This window comes from Streptomyces sp. NPDC104096 (assembly GCF_055584385.1).
In genome coordinates, this window is the sequence record NZ_JBVJMD010000003.1 from 22,900 (window position 1) to 40,994 (window position 18,095).

An 18,095-nucleotide genomic window follows, 5' to 3' on the forward strand; every position below is an offset into this window, starting at 1 on the left:
GTCACTCACCGGCCAGCAGCGCGCCCGCGTCCAGCGTGTCCTCGCCCTTGGTCCAGTTGCACGGGCAGAGCTCGTCCGTCTGGAGCGCGTCCAGGACCCGCAGGACCTCCTTGGGGTTACGGCCGACGGAACCGGCGGTCACCATGGAGAACTGGATCTCGTTGTTCTGGTCGACGATGAAGACGGCGCGCTTGGCGAAGCCGTCCTCGCCCTCGATGCCGAGGTCGCGCATCAGCTCGTGCTTGGAGTCGGCCATCATCGGGAACGGCAGGTCACGCAGGTCGTCGTGGTCCTTGCGCCAGGCGTGGTGCACGAACTCGGAGTCACCGGAGAAGCCGAGGACCTGGGCGTCACGGTCGGCGAACTCGTCGTTCAGCTTGCCGAAGGCCGCGATCTCGGTCGGGCACACGAAGGTGAAGTCCTTGGGCCACGCGAAAACGATCTTCCACTTGCCCTCGTAGGACTTGTGGTCGATCGTCTCGAACTCCTTGCCCTTCTCCAGCGAGACACAGGCAGTCAGTTCGAACTGGGGGAACTTGTCACCGACAGTGAGCACGGGCTCTCCTTGCAGCGAAGAACAACCCCTTGTGGGGGCGTTTCTCATGGGTTGGATCGTTTCGATGGTGGCACAGGCTGCATTGATTAGGGAAATAGCTACACTTTGTGGTGTTGATCGGAGGTGGTTATTAGTGACCATGAGTACGGGAAGCAAGAGGCGCCAGCCCAGCCTCGCCCAGCTGCGCGCCTTCGCCGCCGTCGCCGAGCATCTGCACTTCCGTGACGCGGCCGCGGCGATCGGCATGAGCCAGCCCGCGCTCTCCGGCGCGGTCTCCGCGCTGGAGGAGACGCTGGGCGTGACGCTGCTGGAGCGCACCACCCGCAAGGTGCTGCTCTCGCCCGCGGGCGCCCGGCTCGCCGTACGCGCCAAGGCCGTGCTGGCGGAGGTCGGCGCCCTGCTGGAGGAGGCGGAGGCGGTGCGCGCCCCCTTCACCGGCGTGCTGCGCCTCGGGGTCATCCCCACCGTCGCGCCCTACCTCCTGCCCACCGTCCTGCGCCTGGTCCACGACCGCTATCCGCACCTCGACCTCCAGGTCCACGAGGAGCAGACTGCGAACCTCCTCGACGGCCTGGCCACCGGCCGGCTCGACCTGCTGCTGCTCGCGGTGCCCCTCGGGGTGCCCGGCACGGTCGAGATCCCGCTGTTCGACGAGGACTTCGTGCTCGTCACCCCCCTCGGCCACCGGCTCGGCGGCCGCGCGGAGATCCCGCGCGAGGCGCTCAGGGAGCTGAACCTGCTGCTCCTGGACGAGGGGCACTGCCTGCGCGACCAGGCCCTGGACATCTGCCGCGAGGCCGGTCGCGAGGACGCCCCGGTGACCACGACCGCCGCCGGTCTGTCCACCCTCGTCCAGCTCGTCGCCGGCGGTCTCGGCTGCACCCTGCTGCCGCGCACCGCCGTCAAGGTGGAGACGACCCGCAGCACCGAACTGCTCACCGGCTCCTTCGCCGACCCCGCCCCGAGCCGCAGGATCGCGCTCGCCATGCGGACCGGGGCCGCGCGCGGCGCCGAGTACCAGGAACTGGCGGCCGCGCTGCGGGAGGCACTGCGTCCGCTGCCGGTGCGGGTGCTCGACCAGAGCGTCTGAAAACCTCAAGCAATCGTTCAAATGCGCGCCGAACAAATCTCCTTGAGTGACCGGGTGCGTCAACTTCCGTCACCTGGAGACAGGTAGGGAGACCCCCGCCGGAATACGCACCCGCGCTGATACACATACCCCCTCAGCGTTATGCGTCAGCCGTATGTGCGAAATCCCAAGGGGAGTGATGTCGGGCATTCGTGAGGGCACTCGGGATTCTCTCGGCCGGGTCGGCTACGACCTGTTGTCGCGCTCGCTGCTGGACTGCGGGCGGGAATGGTTCACCGGGGAACTGCGGGTGGCGGGCTCACCCGGGGGCAGCTTTCACCTGCGCAACGGACTGGTCGTCTCGGTCGAGAGCCCCGGCGCCCCGGGCCCCGGCGCCCTGCTGCTGCGCTCCGGCCGGGTCAGCGGCGAGCAGTGGGACGAGCTGATGCGGGAGTCCGGCGGCTCGCGCTGGCCGGTCGACGGCCTGATCGCCCACGGGTACGCCGGAGCCGCCCAGCTCAGGGTGGTCTGCATGATGGCCCTGCAGGACGCCACGTTCGCGATCGTGGCCGGCCGGGTGGACGACTGCGAACCCGCCGAGGGGGCCGAGCCGCCCGTCGCCCCGGTCGCCGTCGGCGAGGCGTCGGCCCGGCTGCTCCAGGACGCGACCCGCAAACTGGCCGCCCTCGTCGCGCTGCCGTACCCGGTACGGCCCGACCGGGAACGGCCCGTGCCCGCCCTGCTCTCCCGCGCCGGAGTGCGCCTGACCGAGTTGCAGAGCGAGCTGCTCGTCCACGCCGACGGCCGACGCACCGCCCGCGACCTGGCCTTCCGCACCGGGCGCGGGGTCTACACCGTCTCGGTCGAACTCGCCCGGATGCTCGGCGAAGGACTGCTGGAGTGCGCCGACGCGCCCTCGCCGATCCCGGTCCGGCTGCCGCCCGACTTCCAGGGCGTCCACCCCAGGGAGGCGCCCCCGCCGCCCGAACCGCCCCCGCGACCCACCGAACCGCCCCCGCGACCCACCGAACTGCCCCGCAGGAAAGCCCACCGCGAAATGAACATCCAGTCCCCCCACATGAAAAAGAAGAACAGATGCGATCGGAATTAGGGGAGTTGCATATATGGACCACAAGGCCCTCGCGCAGGAAATGCGCGGCCTGCGTGAGCAGGTGGCCGGCATCACCGACACCGCCGTGGCCGCCGCCGACGGACTGCTCATCGCGGCGGACACCGCCGACTCCATCGACCCGGAGGGCCTGGCCGCCCTCGCGGCGGCGGGGCTGGGACTCGCCCGCCGTACCGCCGACGCGACCGACCGGGGTGCCCTGCACCGGACGGTGACGTACGGCAGCCACGGCTGTGCCGCCTTCTACGCCGTCGGCGACACCGCGCTGATGGTCGTACTCGGTGACGAGGGCATGGACGTGGACCGCCTGCACATGGCGACCCAGCCGGCCCTGAGCCGGATCGGCTCGATCCTCACCGCGCAGGACAGCAAAGCCCCCGAGGGAGTGTGAAGGGATGGCGACGAAGCGAATGTCCCCAGGTTTCTCCGACCAGGTGATGGGCCTGGTCAAGTCTCTGCGTACCGATGCCCCCGACTGCGTCGCGGCCGGCGCGGTCGACATGTCCACCGGGATGCTGCTGTCGTACGAGACCGTCGACAACCATCCGCCCGAGGTGCTCGACCTGCTGGCGGGAGCGACCCTCGACCTGTTCCAGGGCCGCACCGTCGTGATGATCGAGGACGTCTTCAAGGAGCGTCGCGGCATCGCCAGCGACAACCACTTCTTCCAGGAGATCCTGGTCAACAGCGAGAACCTCACGCACCTGTTCATCCGGATGAACGACCAGCAGGACGTCGTCGCCGTGGTGGTCTGCCGCAAGTCGGTGAACGTGGGCATGCTGTTCGCCCAGGTCCGCCGGGTGGTGCGGGAGTACAGCATCTGAGCACGGCGCGGGCCCCTCCGGCCGGAGGGGCCCGCGACCGGCGCCGCCCGGCTACTCCGTGCGCAGCCCGTCGGGCCGCATCAGCCGCAGCAGCGGCGGCAGGCTGAACAGGGTCACCACCAGGACGACCGCGGCGCCGAAACCGGTCATCGCCAGGACGCTCGCCCAGTCGATCCGCACCGCGGTAGCCGTCATCCGCAGCAGCACCGCGCCCAGCGACAGCCCCACCGTCATGGCCAGCAGCAGACCGAGCGCGATCGGTATCGCCGTCTGCCACAGCACCGACAGGCCCAGCGTGCGCCGCCGGGTGCCGAACGCGACCAGCGCCGACAGCAGCTTCCTGCGCTCGCGCAGCTGCTCCAGCTGGGAGACCAGCAGACTCGCGCCGATCAGCGCCAGCACACAGGCGGCGCCCACGGACAGGCCGGTGCGGATGGAGCGGTACTGCCCGGACTGCACGGTGGACGACCAGGACATCGGGTCCAGCAGCGGATCGATCCGGGCGGCCGTGTTGCGTACGTACTCCTGCGCGTCGCGGACGGCGGGGTCGAGGCCGAGGTAGACCTGCCCGCGGACACCCGCCGCGGCCCCCGTGGGCAGCGCCGCCGGGGTGAACAGGAAACCGCCGCGCTTCACACCGGTCGGGTCGAGGCGGGACTGCGCCTGCTTCAGCCCGCGCGGCACCGCCCAGGCGACGGGGGCGGACTCCTTGTCCTCCTCGCCGTCGGCGGGGTCGAGGAACACCGTGCCGGATTCGGCCAGTTTCCGTGTGCCGTCGTCGTAGTCGGAGCCGCGCAGCGCGAAGACGTCGCCCTCACGGCAGGACGGCAGCGTCGCCACCTCGCGCAGCGCCGCGCAGTCGCCCACGGTCACCTGGGCGTTCAGCTCGGCGGACATCCGCCGCTCGCCGAGATTCCCCTCGGACAGCGCGACGACCTTGCGCACCCCCCGGGTGGCGGCCATCTTCCGCGCCATACGCGCCGCCGGGACCCCGTCCGGCACGCTCACCGACATCTGCGCCCGGCTCACGTCCTGGCCGGTCGCCTTGGTGTAGTCCGCCTCCACCCCGGTGAACAGCATCTGCAACGCGATCGCGCCGGCCACCGCCACGGCGATGCCGTTGACCATGCGGGCCGCCGTGCCGCTGCTCAACTGGAGCCTGCGCACCGCCAGTTGCCAGGCGACCCCGCCCGGGTCCAGCCGGGCGACGACCGCCTCGACGACCCAGGGCAGCAGGGCGGTGATCCCGACGAGCAGCAGCAGCACACCGCCGGTGACCAGGTACTGGTTGAAGGTCCCGTTCGAGCCGCCCTGGCCGAGCATCGGGTAGAGCAGCGCCAGTCCGCCGGCCGGCAGCAGCAGCCGCCACCACAGCCGGCGCCGCGGCGGCCGGGCCGTGCGCACCACACCGAGCGGCTCGATGACCACCCCGCGCAGCGCGAACAGCGTGACCAGCACGGCGGCCGCCGGGACGGCGACCGCGACCAGCGCGGCGAGTGCGGGGGAGGGGTTGAGATAGCTGGGGAACACGCTGACCCGGAACACCTCGGCGGTGCCCGCGACCTGGCGCCCGATCAAGAAGAAGCCCGCACCCAGGACCAGTCCGAGGAGTGCGCCCGCGAGCGCCTCGCCGGCCGCGATCCGGCGCACCATCCGGCCGTCCGAGCCGATCAGCCGCAGCGCCGCGAGCCGCTGGTCGCGCCGCTCGCCGCCGAAGCGCACGGCCGTGGCGATGAACACCGCGACCGGCATCAGCAGCACCACGAACATGACCAGGACCAGCAGGAGCAGCACCGGGTCGGTCTCCGACGCGGGGAACGGGTTCGGCTCGCCGAACTCGCTGATCCGGGCCACGTGCGGCGGGTCGATCCGCGTGGCGAGGTCGTCGGCGCCCGCGTAGTAGGCGAGCTCGTGCGAGCCGATGAGCCCGCTCTCCGAGATGGTCCCGGTGATGCGGTACGGCAGCCGCTCCCGCAGCAGCCGGCCGCCGTCGGAGGCGAGCAGCTCCTTCAGCGCGGGGGAGACCACCATCTCGCCCGGCGCCGGGAACGCCCGCAGGCCCGGCGGCAGCGGCGCCCGGGAGCCCTCGGGCTGCATCAGCCGGCCGCGTACGTCGTCGCCGCGGTAGGTGGAGTCGATGTCCGCGATCACCAGCGTGTCGTCGGCCGCGGGCCGCGGGTTGTAGTCGTACGTGTAGTCCCGCCGCGCCTGCTCGCGCTCGTGCCGCACGGACAGCACGTTCGGCAGGGCGGTGGTGAGCAGCAGCAGCGCCACCCCCAGCCCGACGCCGACCGCGGTGAGCACGGTCCGTATCCAGCCCTCGCGCCCGCCGGTGAAGGCGAACCGGACGCCCATGGCCAGATCCCGGGACCGGCCCCAGGACCTCGACCCGGCCGGAGCGCGCAGGTTCCCCCGTCGCACGCTCATACGGCCCGCTCCATGTCCCGGGACCTGCCGTCGCGTACGACGATCTCGCGGTCGGAGTAGGCGGCCACCCGGGCCTCGTGGGTGACCAGCACGACGGCCGTGCCCGAGGTGCGGGCCGCGTCGGTGAGCAGCTCCATCACGCGCTCGCCGTTGAGCGAGTCCAGGGCGCCGGTGGGCTCGTCGGCGAAGACCACCCGGGGGCCGGTGACCAGGGAGCGCGCCACGGCGACCCGCTGTCCCTGACCGCCGGAGATCTCGCCGGGCCGCTTGGCCGCGAGGTCGTCCACCTCCAGCCGCTGCATCCAGCCCAGGGCGGCCTTCTCGGCCTCCTTGCGGGAGGTGCCGTTCAGCCGCAGCGGGAGGGCGACGTTCTCCACGCAGGTCAGCTCGGGCACGAGCCGGCCGAACTGGAAGACGAACCCGAACTCCGAGCGGCGCAGCGCGCTGCGCCGGGTGTCGCTCATGGTCGCCATCTCCTGGCCGTCGTAGAGGATCGACCCGGAGTCGGGGGTGACGATCCCGGCGAGGCAGTGCAGCAGCGTCGACTTGCCGGAACCGGAGGGTCCCATCACGGCGACGACCTCGCCGGGGTGGATGGAGAACCCGGCGCCGTCGAGGGCGACCGTGGGCCCGTACGACTTGCGCAGGTCCTGGGCGGTCAGCAGGGAGCCGGCGGGGGCGGTCACTCGGTCACCGCCTCGGCGAGCCGGTCGAGCCGGGCGGCGGTCAGTTCGAGCCAGCGCAGGTCGGCCTCCAGGTGGAACAGGGCGTGGTCGCAGATGAGCTGGTCGGCGAGGTCGCCCTTGCGCTTGCGGTCGGTGAGGATGCGCATGCTGCGCAGGTGCTCGGACCGCTGGGCGTCGAGGATGTCGGCGGCGTCGCGCCGGGTGAGCAGGGCGAGGACGATCTTCGTGTAGAGCGTCGACTGGAGGTAGAGCTCGGGCTTCTCCGGCGTCGCGAGCCAGCGCTCCACGTCGGTGACCCCGGCGTCGGTGATGGCGTAGCGCTTGCGCTCGGGACCGCCGCCCGCCTCGACCCCGTCGACTTCGACGAGTCCGTTCTTCAGCAGGCGGGACATCGTCGAGTAGACCTGGCCGTAGTGCAGCGGCCGGTCGTGACCGAACTTCTCGTCGAAGGCCCGCTTGAGGTCGTAACCGTGGCGTGGCCCGGACTCCAGGAGCCCCAGAAGGGTGTGACCGATGGACATGACGATGACTCTACACACCGTGTATACGCCGTGTGTATACGCGCCTCGCGCGGGGCGCGGAGAACGGGGCGCGGACGCCCCCGGGCGGCCCGGAGTGCGCAGGTGGCAGCCGATTGTCACGGTTCTGCCACACGAACGCGGCCTGCTCGGCCGACGGGGGTTCCGGGGCGGGACTGACGGGGCGGCTCTCGGGCCGGGGGCGGGCTGCCCGGGTCGGCCGGAGGCTTGGCGGTCGCGCCGCCGGGGACGGGGCGGACCGTCGGCCGCGGCCGTCGGGCTTGGGGCCGATTGCCCGGTTCGGCCGGGGGTCCGGCGGTTCTGCCGTGTGGGCGGGCCTGCTCAGTCGGCCGGGGGTCTCGGGGCGGAGTCGTCGGGGCCGGCGGGTGGTCTCGGGCCGGTGCTGCCGGGGGCGGCCGGGGGGCGCGGGGGCGGACCGCCGGGGGTGGCCGGGGGTCTGCGGGCCGGGCCGCCCGGGTCGGCCGGGGACCTCGGGGCCGGGCCGCCCGGGTCGGTGTCGGGGCCGGGCGGGGTGCCGCGGGGTGGGCGGCCGCGGCGGGCGATCGGGCCCGCCTCGCCGGGCAGCCGCCCGGCCTCCGCCAGCGCCCTGCGCAGCAGGAACTCGATCTGGGCGTTCGCCGAGCGCAGCTCGTCCCCCGCCCACCGGGCGAGCGCGTCGTACACCGACGGGTCGAGCCGCAGCAGCACCTGTTTGCGCTGCTGCGGCCGACGCTGGGGGGACGCGCCCCCGGAGGGATCCGTCACTGGTAGAGCGTCCCGGTGTTCAGGACCGGCTGCGGCGCCCGGTCTCCGCACAGCACGACCATCAGGTTCGACACCATCGCCGCCTTCCGCTCCTCGTCCAGCTCCACGATGTCCTGCTCGGCGATCCGGGCGAGGGCCGCCTCGACCATGCCCACCGCGCCGTCCACGATCTGCCGCCGTGCCGCCACGACCGCACCGGCCTGCTGCCGCTGGAGCATCGCGGAGGCGATCTCCGGAGCGTAGGCGAGATGCGTGAAGCGGGACTCGATGATCTGCACACCCGCCGCCGCCACGCGCGCGCGCAGCTCGACGGCGAGCTTCTCGGTGATCTCCTCGGCGTTGCCGCGCAGCGAGAGCCCGCCCTCGTCATGGGCGTCGTACGGGTACTCGATGGCGATGTGCCGCACGGCCGCCTCGGTCTGGGTGGAGACGAACTCCAGGTAGTTGTCCACCTCGAAGGTGGCCTGCGCGGTGTCCGCGACCTTCCAGACCACCACGGCGGCCAGCTCGATCGGGTTGCCGTAGGCGTCGTTGACCTTCAGGACGGCGGTCTCGTGGTTGCGTACCCGCGTCGAGATCTTGGTGCGCGAGGTGAAGGGGTTCACCCAGCGCAGTCCGTCCTCGCGGATCGTGCCGCGGTAGCGGCCGAACAGCTGGACCACCCTGGCCTCGCCCGGCGCCACCGTGTTCAGCCCGCACATGGCGAGGAACGCGCAGAGGCCGACGAGGACGCCGGCCGCGATCAGCGCGGCCTTGGCGCCACCCTCGCCCACCGACGACCCGACCGCGATCAGCGCGGCGGCCGCCCCCAGTCCGAGCAGTCCGAGCAGCAGCGAGAGACCGCCGCCGATGCTGTGCGCGGTGAACTCCCGCACCTGCGGCTCCGGCATCTCCGGCGTGTCGGCGGTGGCCGACGGGTCGAGTGTGGACATGACTGATCCCCCGTTTCCTGGACGTTCGCTAGCTTCTACCTAGCTAAGTGATATCACTTAATTGGAACATGGCAACCCTTGGGCCCTTCCGAACGTCGGTTCCCTTGGGACGGGGTGCTGATTGTCACGTCCGTAAAAGACCGGATCGGCGGCCCTTTGTCATAGAGAGCGGTGTTAGCTTTCTGAGCTGACCTGTCCCCCGGGCACTGGTGTGACAGCCGAGAACGAAGCGGAGCGAGCGGACTCATGGGACGAGCGGACGAGAGACGAGCGCGGCAACGGGGCGGCCGCCGCGCTGCGCCCAGGGACCGCTCGCCCCAGGCGGCGCCCGACGAGGGTCCGGTCGTCGTCGGTCACGGCCGCGCGGCGGCCCGCAGGGGCGGCGCGGGCGCCAAGCCCGCGAAGAAGAGCTTCATACGCAGGATGTTCACCTGGAAGAAGGTCCTCGGCACCTTCCTGGGCCTGTGCCTGCTCGGCATCGGCGGCTTCATCGCGCTCTACGTGATGATCGACATCCCCGAGGGGAACGCCGCCGCCAAGCAGGAGAGCAACGTCTACAAGTACAGCGACGGCTCCGTCATGACCCGTGACGGTGAGGTCAACCGGGAGGTCGTCGACATCGCCCACGTGCCCGAGGCGGTCCAGAAGACCTTCGTCGCCGCCGAGAACAAGTCCTTCTACAAGGACAACGGCGTCGACCTCAAGGGCACCGCGCGCGGTCTGCTCAACACGCTCTCCGGCAAGGGCGCGCAGGGTGGTTCGACGATCACCCAGCAGTACGTCAAGAACTACTACCTGTCCCAGGACCAGACCGTCACGCGCAAGCTGAACGAGCTGGTCATCTCGCTGAAGCTGGACCGCGAGAAGTCCAAGAACTACATCCTCGCCGGCTACATCAACACCAGTTACTACGGCCGCAACGCCTACGGCATCCAGGCCGCCGCCCAGGCCTACTACCGCGTCGACGCCGACAAGCTCAGCGTCGAGCAGGGCGCGTACCTCGCCGCGCTGCTCCAGGCGCCCAGCCAGTACGACTGGGAGGTCGCCAGCGACACCGGCAAGAGGCTCGTCACCCAGCGCTGGAACTACGTCCTCGACAACATGGTCGGGGAGGGCTGGCTGAAGAAGGCCGACCGCGACGCCATGAAGTTCCCGGTGCCCCAGAAGTCCAGGCCCGCCCCCGGCCTCGGCGGCCAGAAGGGCTACCTGGTCAAGGCGGCCAACAGCGCCCTGGAGAAGCAGCTCGTCGAGCAGGGTGTCGCCGAGAACGCCAAGCAGGCGGAGGACATGGTCGGCCGTGGCGGCTGGACCATCACGCTGAACATCAGCAAGAAGAAGCAGGCGGCGCTGGAGAAGGCCGTCAAGGAGCAGCTGACCAGCAAGCTCGACGGCAAGAAGCGCAAGGTCGACGCCGACGTCCAGGCCGGTGCCGTCTCGGTCGACCCGAAGACCGGCGCGGTCGTCGCGATGTACGGCGGCGTCGACTACTACAAGCACTACTACAACAACGCGACCCGGGTGGACTACCAGCCCGCCTCCACCTTCAAGCCGGTCATCCTCGCGGCCGCCCTCGACGAGGACGCCAGGACGCAGGACGGCCAGGCGATCACCACGAACACGATCTACGACGGCACCAGCAAGCGGCCCGTCAAGGGCAGCGACATCGGCTTCGCCCCGGAGAACGAGGACGACCAGGACTACGGCCCCATCACCGTGCAGACGGCGATGAACCAGTCGGTCAACTCCGCCTTCGCCCAGCTCGGCGTCGATGTGGGCATGGACAAGGTGCTCAAGGTCGCCGACGACCTGGGCATGGACACCAAGAAGCTGAAGGCGGTGCCCGCGCAGACCCTGGGCACCATGGGCGCCAGCCCGCTCCAGATGGCCGGCGTCTACGCCACCCTCGACAACCACGGCAAGAAGGTCACCCCGGCCCTGATCAAGTCCGTCCAGCACATCTCCCGCACGGTCACCATGCCGGACCCGATCGGCGAGGAGGTCATCAGCCGCGAGGCCGCCGACACCGTCACCTCGGTGCTGACCGGCGTGGTCGACGACGGTACGGCCAAGAAGTCGGTGCGCGACAACCCCAACCGCAACGGCCAGAAGGTCGCGGGCAAGACGGGTACCTCCGACAACAACAAGTCGGCCTGGTTCACCGGCTACACGCCGAGCCTGGTCACCTCGGTCGGCCTGTTCGGCGAGAGCGCCAAGAACGGCGCGCAGGTTCCCCTGACCGGCGCGACCGGACTCCTCCCGGGCGTCGGCCGGGTCAACGGTGGCGGATACCCGGCGCAGATATGGGCCGCGTACACCTTCGGGGTGCAGTCCAAGGTCACCCAGTTCGACCTGGAGACCGACCAGGGCGCGGCGGTGCAGCCGACCCTCTCCCCGACCCCCTCGTACTCGGTGACCGAGTCCCCCTCCGAGTCGCCGACGACCGAGGCGCCCTCGCAGACCCCGACGACCCAGAAGCCGACGCAGACGCCCACCCAGACGCCGACGCAGACGCCGACCACCGAGACACCGACGGAGACGCCGACCGAGACGCCGACGGACGGCATCGACGACCCGCTCGGCCTCAGCCAGCAGTGACCCGCACGAGAGGGGCGCCCGCGATCCGCGGGCGCCCCTCTCGTCTGTTCACGGGTCAGCTGCGTACCGGCGTCGGCCTCAGCCGCGGTTCAGCTCGAACCAGACCACCTTGCCGGTGCTGAGCCGGGTGGCTCCCCACCGTCTGGCCAGCTTGTTCACCAGATACAGCCCGCGGCCGCCCTCGTCCGTGTGCCGCGCCTGCCGCAGCCGCGGCAACTGCGGCACGTCGTCGCCGACCTCGCAGCGCAGCACATCGGTACGCAGCAGACGCAGCGTGACCGGCCGGGTCGCATAGCGCACCGCATTGGTCACGACCTCGCTGACCAGCAGCTCCACGGAGTCGGTCAGCTCCTCCATGCCCCAGCGCGACAGCGCGCGCCGGGCGAGCCGGCGGGCCCGGCCGGGAGCCGCGTCCTCCGGCTCCAGGAACCAGTACGCCACATCGCTCGGCGCGATCCCGTCGAAGCGGGCGGCGAGCAGCGCGATGTCGTCGTCCCGGTCGCCCGGACCGAGCATGTCGAGCACCTCGTCGCACAGCGCCTCCAGCGGCGGCGGGTGATCGGGTCCGGTGAGCTGCGCGGTCGCGGCCAGCTTCTCGCGCAACTGCTCTATGCCGGTCCACACGTCCCGCAGCCGCGACTCCACCAGCCCGTCGGTGTACAGCAGCAGGGTCGCCCCGGCCGGGGCGTCCAGCTCCACCGCCTCGAAGTCGACGCCGCCGACCCCGATGGGCGCGCCCGCCGGCACCCGCAGCACCTCCGCCCGGCCGCCCAGGTGCAGCAGCACCGGTGGCGGATGCCCGGCGTTGGCGATGGTGATCCGGTGCGAGACCGGGTCGTAGACGGCGTACAGACAGGTCGCCATGCGGTCGGTGCCCAGCCGCTGCGCCTGCTCGTCGAGGTGGTGCAGCACCTCCTGCGGCGGCAGGTCCAGCCCCGCCAGGGTCTGCGCGGTCGTCCGCAACTGGCCCATGATGGCCGCCGACGTCATGGAGTGCCCCATCACGTCACCGACCACCAGCGCGACCCGGCTGCCCGGCAGCGGGATCGCGTCGTACCAGTCGCCGCCGACCCGCGCGGTCTCCGCGGCGGGCAGATAACGCGACGCCAGCCGCACCCCCGTGGGGCGCGGCAGCGTCTCCGGCAGCATGGTGCGCTGGAGCTCGTCGGCGATGTACGCCTCCCGCCCGTACAGCACCGCCTTGTCGATGCCGAGCGCGCTGTGCGTGGCGAGCTGGGCGGCGACCAGCAGATCGTCCGCCTCGAAGGCGATGCGCTCGGGGCGGCGCAGGAACACCGCGGCCCCGATCACCCGGCGCCGGCCGCGCAGCGGCGCCAGGATCGCCCGCTGACCGCTGGGCACGACCAGTTCCCCGCCGTCGCCGAGGAGTTCCGGCAGGGCGGCCCGGGCGGCCGGGGCGTCGGCGAACACCGGGCGCACCCCGCGCAGCACCTCGGCGAGCGCGCCACCGGGCCGCACCTCGCACAGTTCGGCGGTGACGGCCGACAGCTCGGTGAGCTCCGGCGGCTGTTCCGGCTGGGGCGCCGAGGCGAACCCGTTCTCGGTGTCGCGCTCCTCCGGGATCCGGTCGGTGCGGCGCAGCCGCAGCACGACGGGACCCGTGGGCCGCTCGTCGCCGATCGGCAGCGGGTCGCGCAGATACACCAGGATCGCGTCGCTGAAGGTCGGCACGGTGGCCCGGCACAGCCCCATCACGATCTCGTCCAGGTCCAGGCCCCGGGCGATCCGCCGGGTCGCGGCCCCGACGAAGCGCAGCCGGTCCCCGTCCCGCCGCATCGGCGTGGGCTTGCCGGGCGCCAGGGCCTGCCCGGTGCGCCGCTCCTGACCCCGCCCGGCGTCCCGGCCGTCGGCCGAAGGGCCGACGCCGCCCGGCTGGGCCGGGATGGCCTCGGGCGCGGGGCGCGGCCGGTGGGTACCGGTCTCCGCGACCGCGGGCTGGGAGTGCTCGGGGTCGCCGCCGGACTGGTCCTTGCCGCACGGCGCCGCCGCCCCCGGCGTCTCGCCGGCCCGCGCCTGGGCGCCCCGGTCGGACTGCGCCGACGGGGCGGACTGGGGCGTCAGGGCGGCGGCACCGGGGGTGCGGGGCGGCGCCGGGGTACGCAGGAGCGCCCCGCGGGGGTCCGTGGGGTCGACGCCCGGCTGCGGGCGTTCGTAGGAGGTGGGCTGCTCCGTCACGCGTGTCGAATCCGTCCGTCCGGGGCTGCGCGCCGCCCGCGCAGTTCGTCCCGCAGAAAACCCGATACCCGGAATACCTGCCCCAGGAACGGAATTGCCGCGTGACCAGAGGTTGTTGCCGTGCCACAGGCGATGCGGGCGTACCCCGAACCGGCGCGACCGGCGGCTCTGTCCGTGCCGTGCCGGCCCCGGGCGCAGCCCGGACCGGTGTTGCCCTCGTACCCCTCGCTCACGTCCTGCCGCCCCTCGGTGACGTTCGGTCAGGCTCGGTGCCTGCTCCGGGAGTTGCCGCTGTGCGCCCTTGCGGAGGACGATCCTACGTTTCGCGCCCGGGGGCATATCAAGGGTCTCATGAGGACACGTGCGCGGTCGTACGGTCCCAGTCCTCCGGCAGCAACGGTACGGCCCAGGAAGGATCCGGGCGCCAGTGCTGCCAGCCCTGGTTGTACGGCGCACCCCAGGCCCGGATCACCTCCACCGCGTCCCGCCCCGCCGCCCGCACCCGTTCGGCGAGGTCGGCGTCCATCAGCCCGTCCCGCTGGGCCTGCGCGAACTCGTCCTCGTCGCGCCAGTGCCAACTGCGGTCCGGGTGCACGGAGATGTCCAGAAAGTGATCCTCGGAGTCGACCCCGCCCTCCCAGCGGGTCAGCGGCTCCTCGAGGTTCACGTACCAGTTCTTGAACTCCCAGCCCGGCTCCCAGAACAGCCACACCGACCACGGCTCGCCGGGCCGGGCCAGCTTCAGCACCCCCGTGCCCAGCCACCGGCCGCTGCGGGCCACCCGCGGCTTGGTGTAGCGCGACTCCAGCGGCTCGGCGTGCACCGAGGTGCCGTCGGCGAGCACGGGCCGCATGCACTCGGTGCCCGGCGCCATCCACACCGCGAGCACCTCCTCGTCGTCTCGGGCGACGGTGACGGGCCGCGCGATATGGAAGCGCTTGCCGCCGTTCTCCCGGTAACGCCACAGGATCTGACTCCCGGGCGCCCAGAAACCCGCCGAACCGCCCGTCCCCACACGTCTCATCACTTCACCGTCTGCCATGCACAGATATTAGGTGTCAGGCACATACGACGCTGCGGTACCGGAAATGGTTCACACCTGCGGAGCCCCCGGTTCGCCAACCGTCACGGGCGCGTCATACGCAGGACATCCAGCGCCTCGTCGAGCTGCTCCACCGTGAGGTCCCCGCGCTCCACGTATCCGCCCTCCAGCACGACCTGCCGGATCGTCCGCCGCTGCGCCAGGGCCTTCTTGGCCACCTTCGCCGCCTCCTCGTACCCGATGTACTTGTTCAGGGGCGTGACCACGGACGGCGAGGACTCGGCGTACTCCAGGGCCCGCTCCCGGTGGGCGACGATCCCGTCCACGGTCCGGTCGGCGAGCAGCCGCGAGACCCGGGCGAGCAGCCGGATCGACTCCAGCACGTTCCTGGCGATCACCGGCAGCATCACATTGAGCTCGAAGTTGCCCGCGGCCCCGGCGACGGCGACGGCGGTGTCGTTCCCGGCCACCTGGGCCGCGACCATCAGCACGGCCTCCGGGATCACCGGGTTGACCTTGCCGGGCATGATCGAGGAGCCCGGCTGGAGATCGGGCAGCGAGATCTCGGCGAGCCCGGTCCGCGGCCCGGAGGCCATCCACCGCAGATCGTTCGCGATCTTGGTCAGGGAGACCGCGACGGTCCTGAGCTGCCCGCTGGTCTCCACGATCCCGTCCCGGGCGCCCTGCGCCTCGAAGTGGTCGCGCGCCTCGGTGAACGGCAGCCCGGTCACGGCTGCCACCTCCGCGATCACCGCGGCGGAGAACCCGGGCGGGGTGTTGATCCCGGTGCCGACGGCGGTACCGCCCAGCGGCAGTTCGGCGAGCCTGGGGAGGGCGGCGGTGAGCCGTTCGACGCCGTAGCGCACCTGGGCGGCGTACCCGCCGAACTCCTGCCCCAGCGTCACGGGCGTGGCGTCCATCAGATGAGTCCGCCCGGACTTCACCACGTCGGCGAACTCCTCGGCCTTGCGGCCGAGCGCGGCGGCCAGGTGCTCCAGGGCCGGGATCAGCTCGCGGGTGACGGCGGCGGTGGCGGCGATGTGGATCGACGACGGGAAGACGTCGTTGGACGACTGCGAGGCGTTGACGTGGTCGTTGGGATGCACGTCCCGGCCCAGCCGCTCGCTCGCCAGCGTCGCGATCACCTCGTTGGCGTTCATGTTCGACGAGGTGCCCGAGCCCGTCTGGAACACGTCCACCGGGAAGTGCTCGTCCCAGGCGCCCGCGGCGACCTCGGCGGCCGCCCCCTGGATCGCGTCGGCCACGTCCTGGCCGAGCACCCCCAGCTCGGCGTTGACCTTCGCGGCCGCCCCCTTGATCCGGGCGAGCGCCTCGATGTGCGCCCGCTCGATCCGCTGCCCCGAGATCGGGAAGTTCTCCACGGCCCGCTGGGTCTGGGCCCGCCACTTGGCGTCCGCGGGGACCCGGACCTCGCCCATGGAGTCGTGCTCGATGCGGTAGTCGCTCATACCGGCGACAGCGTCGCCGGGGACCGGGATGTTCCCGGGGGGAACGGAGGGGCGCCCCCGTACCCGACGGGGGCGCCCCTCCGGCCGTACGGGGGGTGCTACGCCAGGCCGGGGCCGCGCACCGGGATGGTGGTGAACGTCGGGGCCGGGGCCGGGTCCTGGAAGAAGTCGTTGCCCTTGTCGTCGACGACGACGAAGGCGGGGAAGTCCTCGACCTCGATCTTCCAGACGGCCTCCATGCCGAGCTCCTCGTACTCGACGACCTCGACCTTCTTGATGCAGTCCTGGGCGAGACGGGCGGCGGGTCCGCCGATCGAGCCGAGGTAGAAGCCGCCGTGGGCCTCGCACGCGTTGGTGACCTGCGCGGACCGGTTGCCCTTGGCCAGCATCACCTTGGAGCCGCCCGCCGCCTGGAACTGCTCCACGTAGGAGTCCATGCGGCCGGCCGTGGTCGGGCCGAAGGAGCCGGAGGCGTAGCCCTCGGGGGTCTTGGCCGGGCCCGCGTAGTAGACCGGGTGGTCCTTCAGGTACTGCGGCATCTCCTCGCCCGCGTCGAGGCGTTCCTTGATCTTGGCGTGCGCGATGTCACGGGCGACGACCAGCGGGCCGGTGAGCGAGAGCCGCGTCTTGACCGGGTACTTGGTCAGCTCGGCGAGGATGTCGTCCATCGGCTGGTTCAGGTCGATCTTCACGACGTCGCCGGCCTCGTCGAGGTGCTCGTCCGTGGTCTCCGGCAGGAAGCGCGCCGGGTCGGTCTCCAGCTGCTCCAGGAACACGCCCTCGGCGGTGATCTTCGCGACGGCCTGGCGGTCGGCCGAGCAGGAGACGGCGATCGCGACCGGGCAGGACGCGCCGTGCCGGGGCAGGCGCACCACGCGCACGTCGTGGCAGAAGTACTTGCCGCCGAACTGCGCGCCGATGCCGATCCTCTGGGTCAGCTCGAAGACCTTCTCCTCCAGCTCCTTGTCCCGGAAGCCGTGGCCGAGCTCGGAGCCCTTGGCCGGGATCTCGTCCAGGTAGTGCGCGGAGGCGTACTTCGCGGTCTTCAGCGCGTACTCGGCGCTGGTGCCGCCGACCACGATCGCCAGGTGGTACGGCGGGCAGGCGGCCGTGCCCAGCGAACGGATCTTCTCCTCCAGGAACTTCATCATGGAGCCCTCGTTGAGGACCGCCTTCGTCTCCTGGTAGAGGAAGGACTTGTTGGCCGAGCCGCCGCCCTTGGCCATGAACAGGAACTTGTAGGCGCCGCCGTCGGTGGCGTACAGCTCGATCTGCGCCGGCAGGTTGGAGCCGGTGTTCTTCTCGTCCCACATGGTCAGCGGGGCCATCTGCGAGTAGCGCAGGTTCAGGTTCTTGTACGCGTCGTAGATGCCACGGGAGAGGGCGGCCTCGTCGCCGCCCTCGGTGAGCACGTTCTGCCCCCGCTTGCCCATGACGATCGCCGTGCCGGTGTCCTGGCACATCGGCAGCACGCCCGCCGCCGCGATGTTCGCGTTCTTCAGCAGGTCCAGGGCGACGAACTTGTCGTTGGCCGAGGCCTCCGGGTCGTCGATGATGCGGCGAAGCTGCGCGAGGTGGGCCGGGCGCAGATAGTGCTGGATGTCGTGGATCGCCTCCTCGGCGAGCTTGCGCAGCGCCTCGGGCTCCACCTTGAGGAACGTCCGCCCGTCGGCCTCGAAGGTGGACACACCCTCGGAGGTCACCAGCCGGTAGGGGGTGGTGTCCTCTCCCATCGGGAGCAGATCGGTGTACGCGAACTCAGGCATCTCGCCCATTCCTCACTCGACAGACAGCGGCTGGCCTCCATTGGCAGCGTCCACCAGCGTAGGACCTGGCGTCCGCGCGGAGCCTGTGAGGTAAGGCTCACTTCGGGGGTGTCGCGATCTA

General features: G+C 71.5%; 14 protein-coding genes and 1 pseudogene. 5 read left to right on the forward strand and 10 right to left on the reverse strand.

Translation table 11 applies throughout. The features are described from left to right. Position 1 precedes the first annotated feature (1 nt). The gene (locus tag ACZ60B_RS04585; protein WP_469384142.1) at positions 2 to 556 is read right to left on the reverse strand and encodes a peroxiredoxin; all 555 of its coding nucleotides are present in this window, start codon (positions 554 to 556) and stop codon (positions 2 to 4) included. A gap of 139 nt (positions 557 to 695) precedes the next feature. Between ACZ60B_RS04585 and ACZ60B_RS04590 the strand changes: the two genes are divergently transcribed. From ACZ60B_RS04590 to ACZ60B_RS04605, 4 genes are all read left to right on the forward strand, one after another. Beyond that, a complete protein-coding gene (locus tag ACZ60B_RS04590) occupies positions 696 to 1,646 on the forward strand; it encodes a LysR substrate-binding domain-containing protein (RefSeq protein WP_469384143.1) in 951 nt (316 codons plus the stop codon). 178 nt (positions 1,647 to 1,824) lie between these two features. Further along, positions 1,825 to 2,736: a MarR family transcriptional regulator gene (locus ACZ60B_RS04595; RefSeq protein ID WP_469384145.1), complete on the forward strand. Its 912-nt coding sequence runs from the start codon at positions 1,825 to 1,827 to the stop codon at positions 2,734 to 2,736. A 13-nt stretch (positions 2,737 to 2,749) separates the two neighbouring features. Beyond that, complete coding sequence (locus ACZ60B_RS04600; RefSeq protein WP_202919887.1) at positions 2,750 to 3,145, forward strand: roadblock/LC7 domain-containing protein; 396 nt, start codon at positions 2,750 to 2,752, stop codon at positions 3,143 to 3,145. A 4-nt stretch (positions 3,146 to 3,149) separates the two neighbouring features. Continuing rightward, the gene (locus ACZ60B_RS04605) at positions 3,150 to 3,578 is read left to right on the forward strand and encodes a hypothetical protein (RefSeq protein ID WP_469384146.1); all 429 of its coding nucleotides are present in this window, start codon (positions 3,150 to 3,152) and stop codon (positions 3,576 to 3,578) included. 51 nt (positions 3,579 to 3,629) lie between these two features. Here the strand turns inward: ACZ60B_RS04605 and ACZ60B_RS04610 are convergent, their stop codons facing one another. The 5 genes and pseudogenes from ACZ60B_RS04610 to ACZ60B_RS04630 all read right to left on the reverse strand — a co-directional run bounded on the left by ACZ60B_RS04610 (position 3,630) and on the right by ACZ60B_RS04630 (position 8,906). Continuing rightward, positions 3,630 to 6,005 carry an ABC transporter permease gene (locus ACZ60B_RS04610; RefSeq protein ID WP_469384148.1) on the reverse strand — a complete coding sequence of 792 codons (2,376 nt, stop codon included), beginning with the start codon at positions 6,003 to 6,005 and terminating at the stop codon, positions 3,630 to 3,632. Then, a complete protein-coding gene (locus ACZ60B_RS04615; RefSeq protein ID WP_469384150.1) occupies positions 6,002 to 6,691 on the reverse strand; it encodes an ABC transporter ATP-binding protein in 690 nt (229 codons plus the stop codon). Before ACZ60B_RS04615 ends, ACZ60B_RS04610 begins: the two co-directional genes overlap by 4 nt. Continuing rightward, the gene (locus ACZ60B_RS04620; protein ID WP_469384152.1) at positions 6,688 to 7,212 is read right to left on the reverse strand and encodes a PadR family transcriptional regulator; all 525 of its coding nucleotides are present in this window, start codon (positions 7,210 to 7,212) and stop codon (positions 6,688 to 6,690) included. The genes ACZ60B_RS04615 and ACZ60B_RS04620 overlap by 4 nt, the downstream gene beginning before the upstream one ends. A gap of 516 nt (positions 7,213 to 7,728) precedes the next feature. Further along, positions 7,729 to 8,025: pseudogene (locus ACZ60B_RS04625) on the reverse strand (type II toxin-antitoxin system antitoxin); the annotation flags it as partial. Next, positions 7,971 to 8,906 carry an SPFH domain-containing protein gene (locus tag ACZ60B_RS04630; protein WP_469384154.1) on the reverse strand — a complete coding sequence of 312 codons (936 nt, stop codon included), beginning with the start codon at positions 8,904 to 8,906 and terminating at the stop codon, positions 7,971 to 7,973. The gene ACZ60B_RS04630 and the pseudogene ACZ60B_RS04625, both read right to left, overlap by 55 nt. Before the next feature lie 246 nt (positions 8,907 to 9,152). On the opposite strand from ACZ60B_RS04630, the gene ACZ60B_RS04635 reads away from it, so the two are divergent. Further along, positions 9,153 to 11,501: a transglycosylase domain-containing protein gene (locus ACZ60B_RS04635; protein WP_469384156.1), complete on the forward strand. Its 2,349-nt coding sequence runs from the start codon at positions 9,153 to 9,155 to the stop codon at positions 11,499 to 11,501. A gap of 78 nt (positions 11,502 to 11,579) precedes the next feature. Here the strand turns inward: ACZ60B_RS04635 and ACZ60B_RS04640 are convergent, their stop codons facing one another. The 4 genes from ACZ60B_RS04640 to ACZ60B_RS04655 all read right to left on the reverse strand — a co-directional run bounded on the left by ACZ60B_RS04640 (position 11,580) and on the right by ACZ60B_RS04655 (position 17,974). Further along, the gene (locus tag ACZ60B_RS04640; protein WP_469384157.1) at positions 11,580 to 13,697 is read right to left on the reverse strand and encodes a SpoIIE family protein phosphatase; all 2,118 of its coding nucleotides are present in this window, start codon (positions 13,695 to 13,697) and stop codon (positions 11,580 to 11,582) included. A 349-nt stretch (positions 13,698 to 14,046) separates the two neighbouring features. Further along, entirely contained in the window at positions 14,047 to 14,739 is a 693-nt protein-coding gene (fomD, locus tag ACZ60B_RS04645) for a cytidylyl-2-hydroxypropylphosphonate hydrolase (RefSeq protein WP_469384158.1), read from the reverse strand. An 83-nt stretch (positions 14,740 to 14,822) separates the two neighbouring features. Then, positions 14,823 to 16,208, reverse strand: coding sequence for a class II fumarate hydratase (locus ACZ60B_RS04650; RefSeq protein ID WP_469384159.1), 1,386 nt, complete (start codon positions 16,206 to 16,208; stop codon positions 14,823 to 14,825). Between the two features lie 98 nt (positions 16,209 to 16,306). Continuing rightward, positions 16,307 to 17,974, reverse strand: coding sequence for a fumarate hydratase (locus tag ACZ60B_RS04655; RefSeq protein ID WP_469384160.1), 1,668 nt, complete (start codon positions 17,972 to 17,974; stop codon positions 16,307 to 16,309). Positions 17,975 to 18,095: the final 121 nt, after the last annotated feature.

Excerpts from the sequence above, each read along its gene's own strand:
- ACZ60B_RS04605 (WP_469384146.1), top strand. The coding sequence starts at position 3,150 with ATGGCGACGAAGCGAATGTCCCCAGGTTTCTCCGACCAGGTGATGGGC.
- ACZ60B_RS04600 (WP_202919887.1), top strand. The coding sequence starts at position 2,750 with ATGGACCACAAGGCCCTCGCGCAGGAAATGCGCGGCCTGCGTGAGCAG.
- ACZ60B_RS04650 (WP_469384159.1), bottom strand. The coding sequence starts at position 16,208 with ATGAGCGACTACCGCATCGAGCACGACTCCATGGGCGAGGTCCGGGTC.
- ACZ60B_RS04620 (WP_469384152.1), bottom strand. The coding sequence starts at position 7,212 with ATGTCCATCGGTCACACCCTTCTGGGGCTCCTGGAGTCCGGGCCACGC.
- ACZ60B_RS04630 (WP_469384154.1), bottom strand. The coding sequence starts at position 8,906 with ATGTCCACACTCGACCCGTCGGCCACCGCCGACACGCCGGAGATGCCG.
- ACZ60B_RS04595 (WP_469384145.1), top strand. The coding sequence starts at position 1,825 with ATGTCGGGCATTCGTGAGGGCACTCGGGATTCTCTCGGCCGGGTCGGC.
- fomD (WP_469384158.1), bottom strand. The coding sequence starts at position 14,739 with ATGGCAGACGGTGAAGTGATGAGACGTGTGGGGACGGGCGGTTCGGCG.
- ACZ60B_RS04590 (WP_469384143.1), top strand. The coding sequence starts at position 696 with ATGAGTACGGGAAGCAAGAGGCGCCAGCCCAGCCTCGCCCAGCTGCGC.
- ACZ60B_RS04610 (WP_469384148.1), bottom strand. The coding sequence starts at position 6,005 with ATGAGCGTGCGACGGGGGAACCTGCGCGCTCCGGCCGGGTCGAGGTCC.
- ACZ60B_RS04635 (WP_469384156.1), top strand. The coding sequence starts at position 9,153 with ATGGGACGAGCGGACGAGAGACGAGCGCGGCAACGGGGCGGCCGCCGC.
- ACZ60B_RS04655 (WP_469384160.1), bottom strand. The coding sequence starts at position 17,974 with ATGCCTGAGTTCGCGTACACCGATCTGCTCCCGATGGGAGAGGACACC.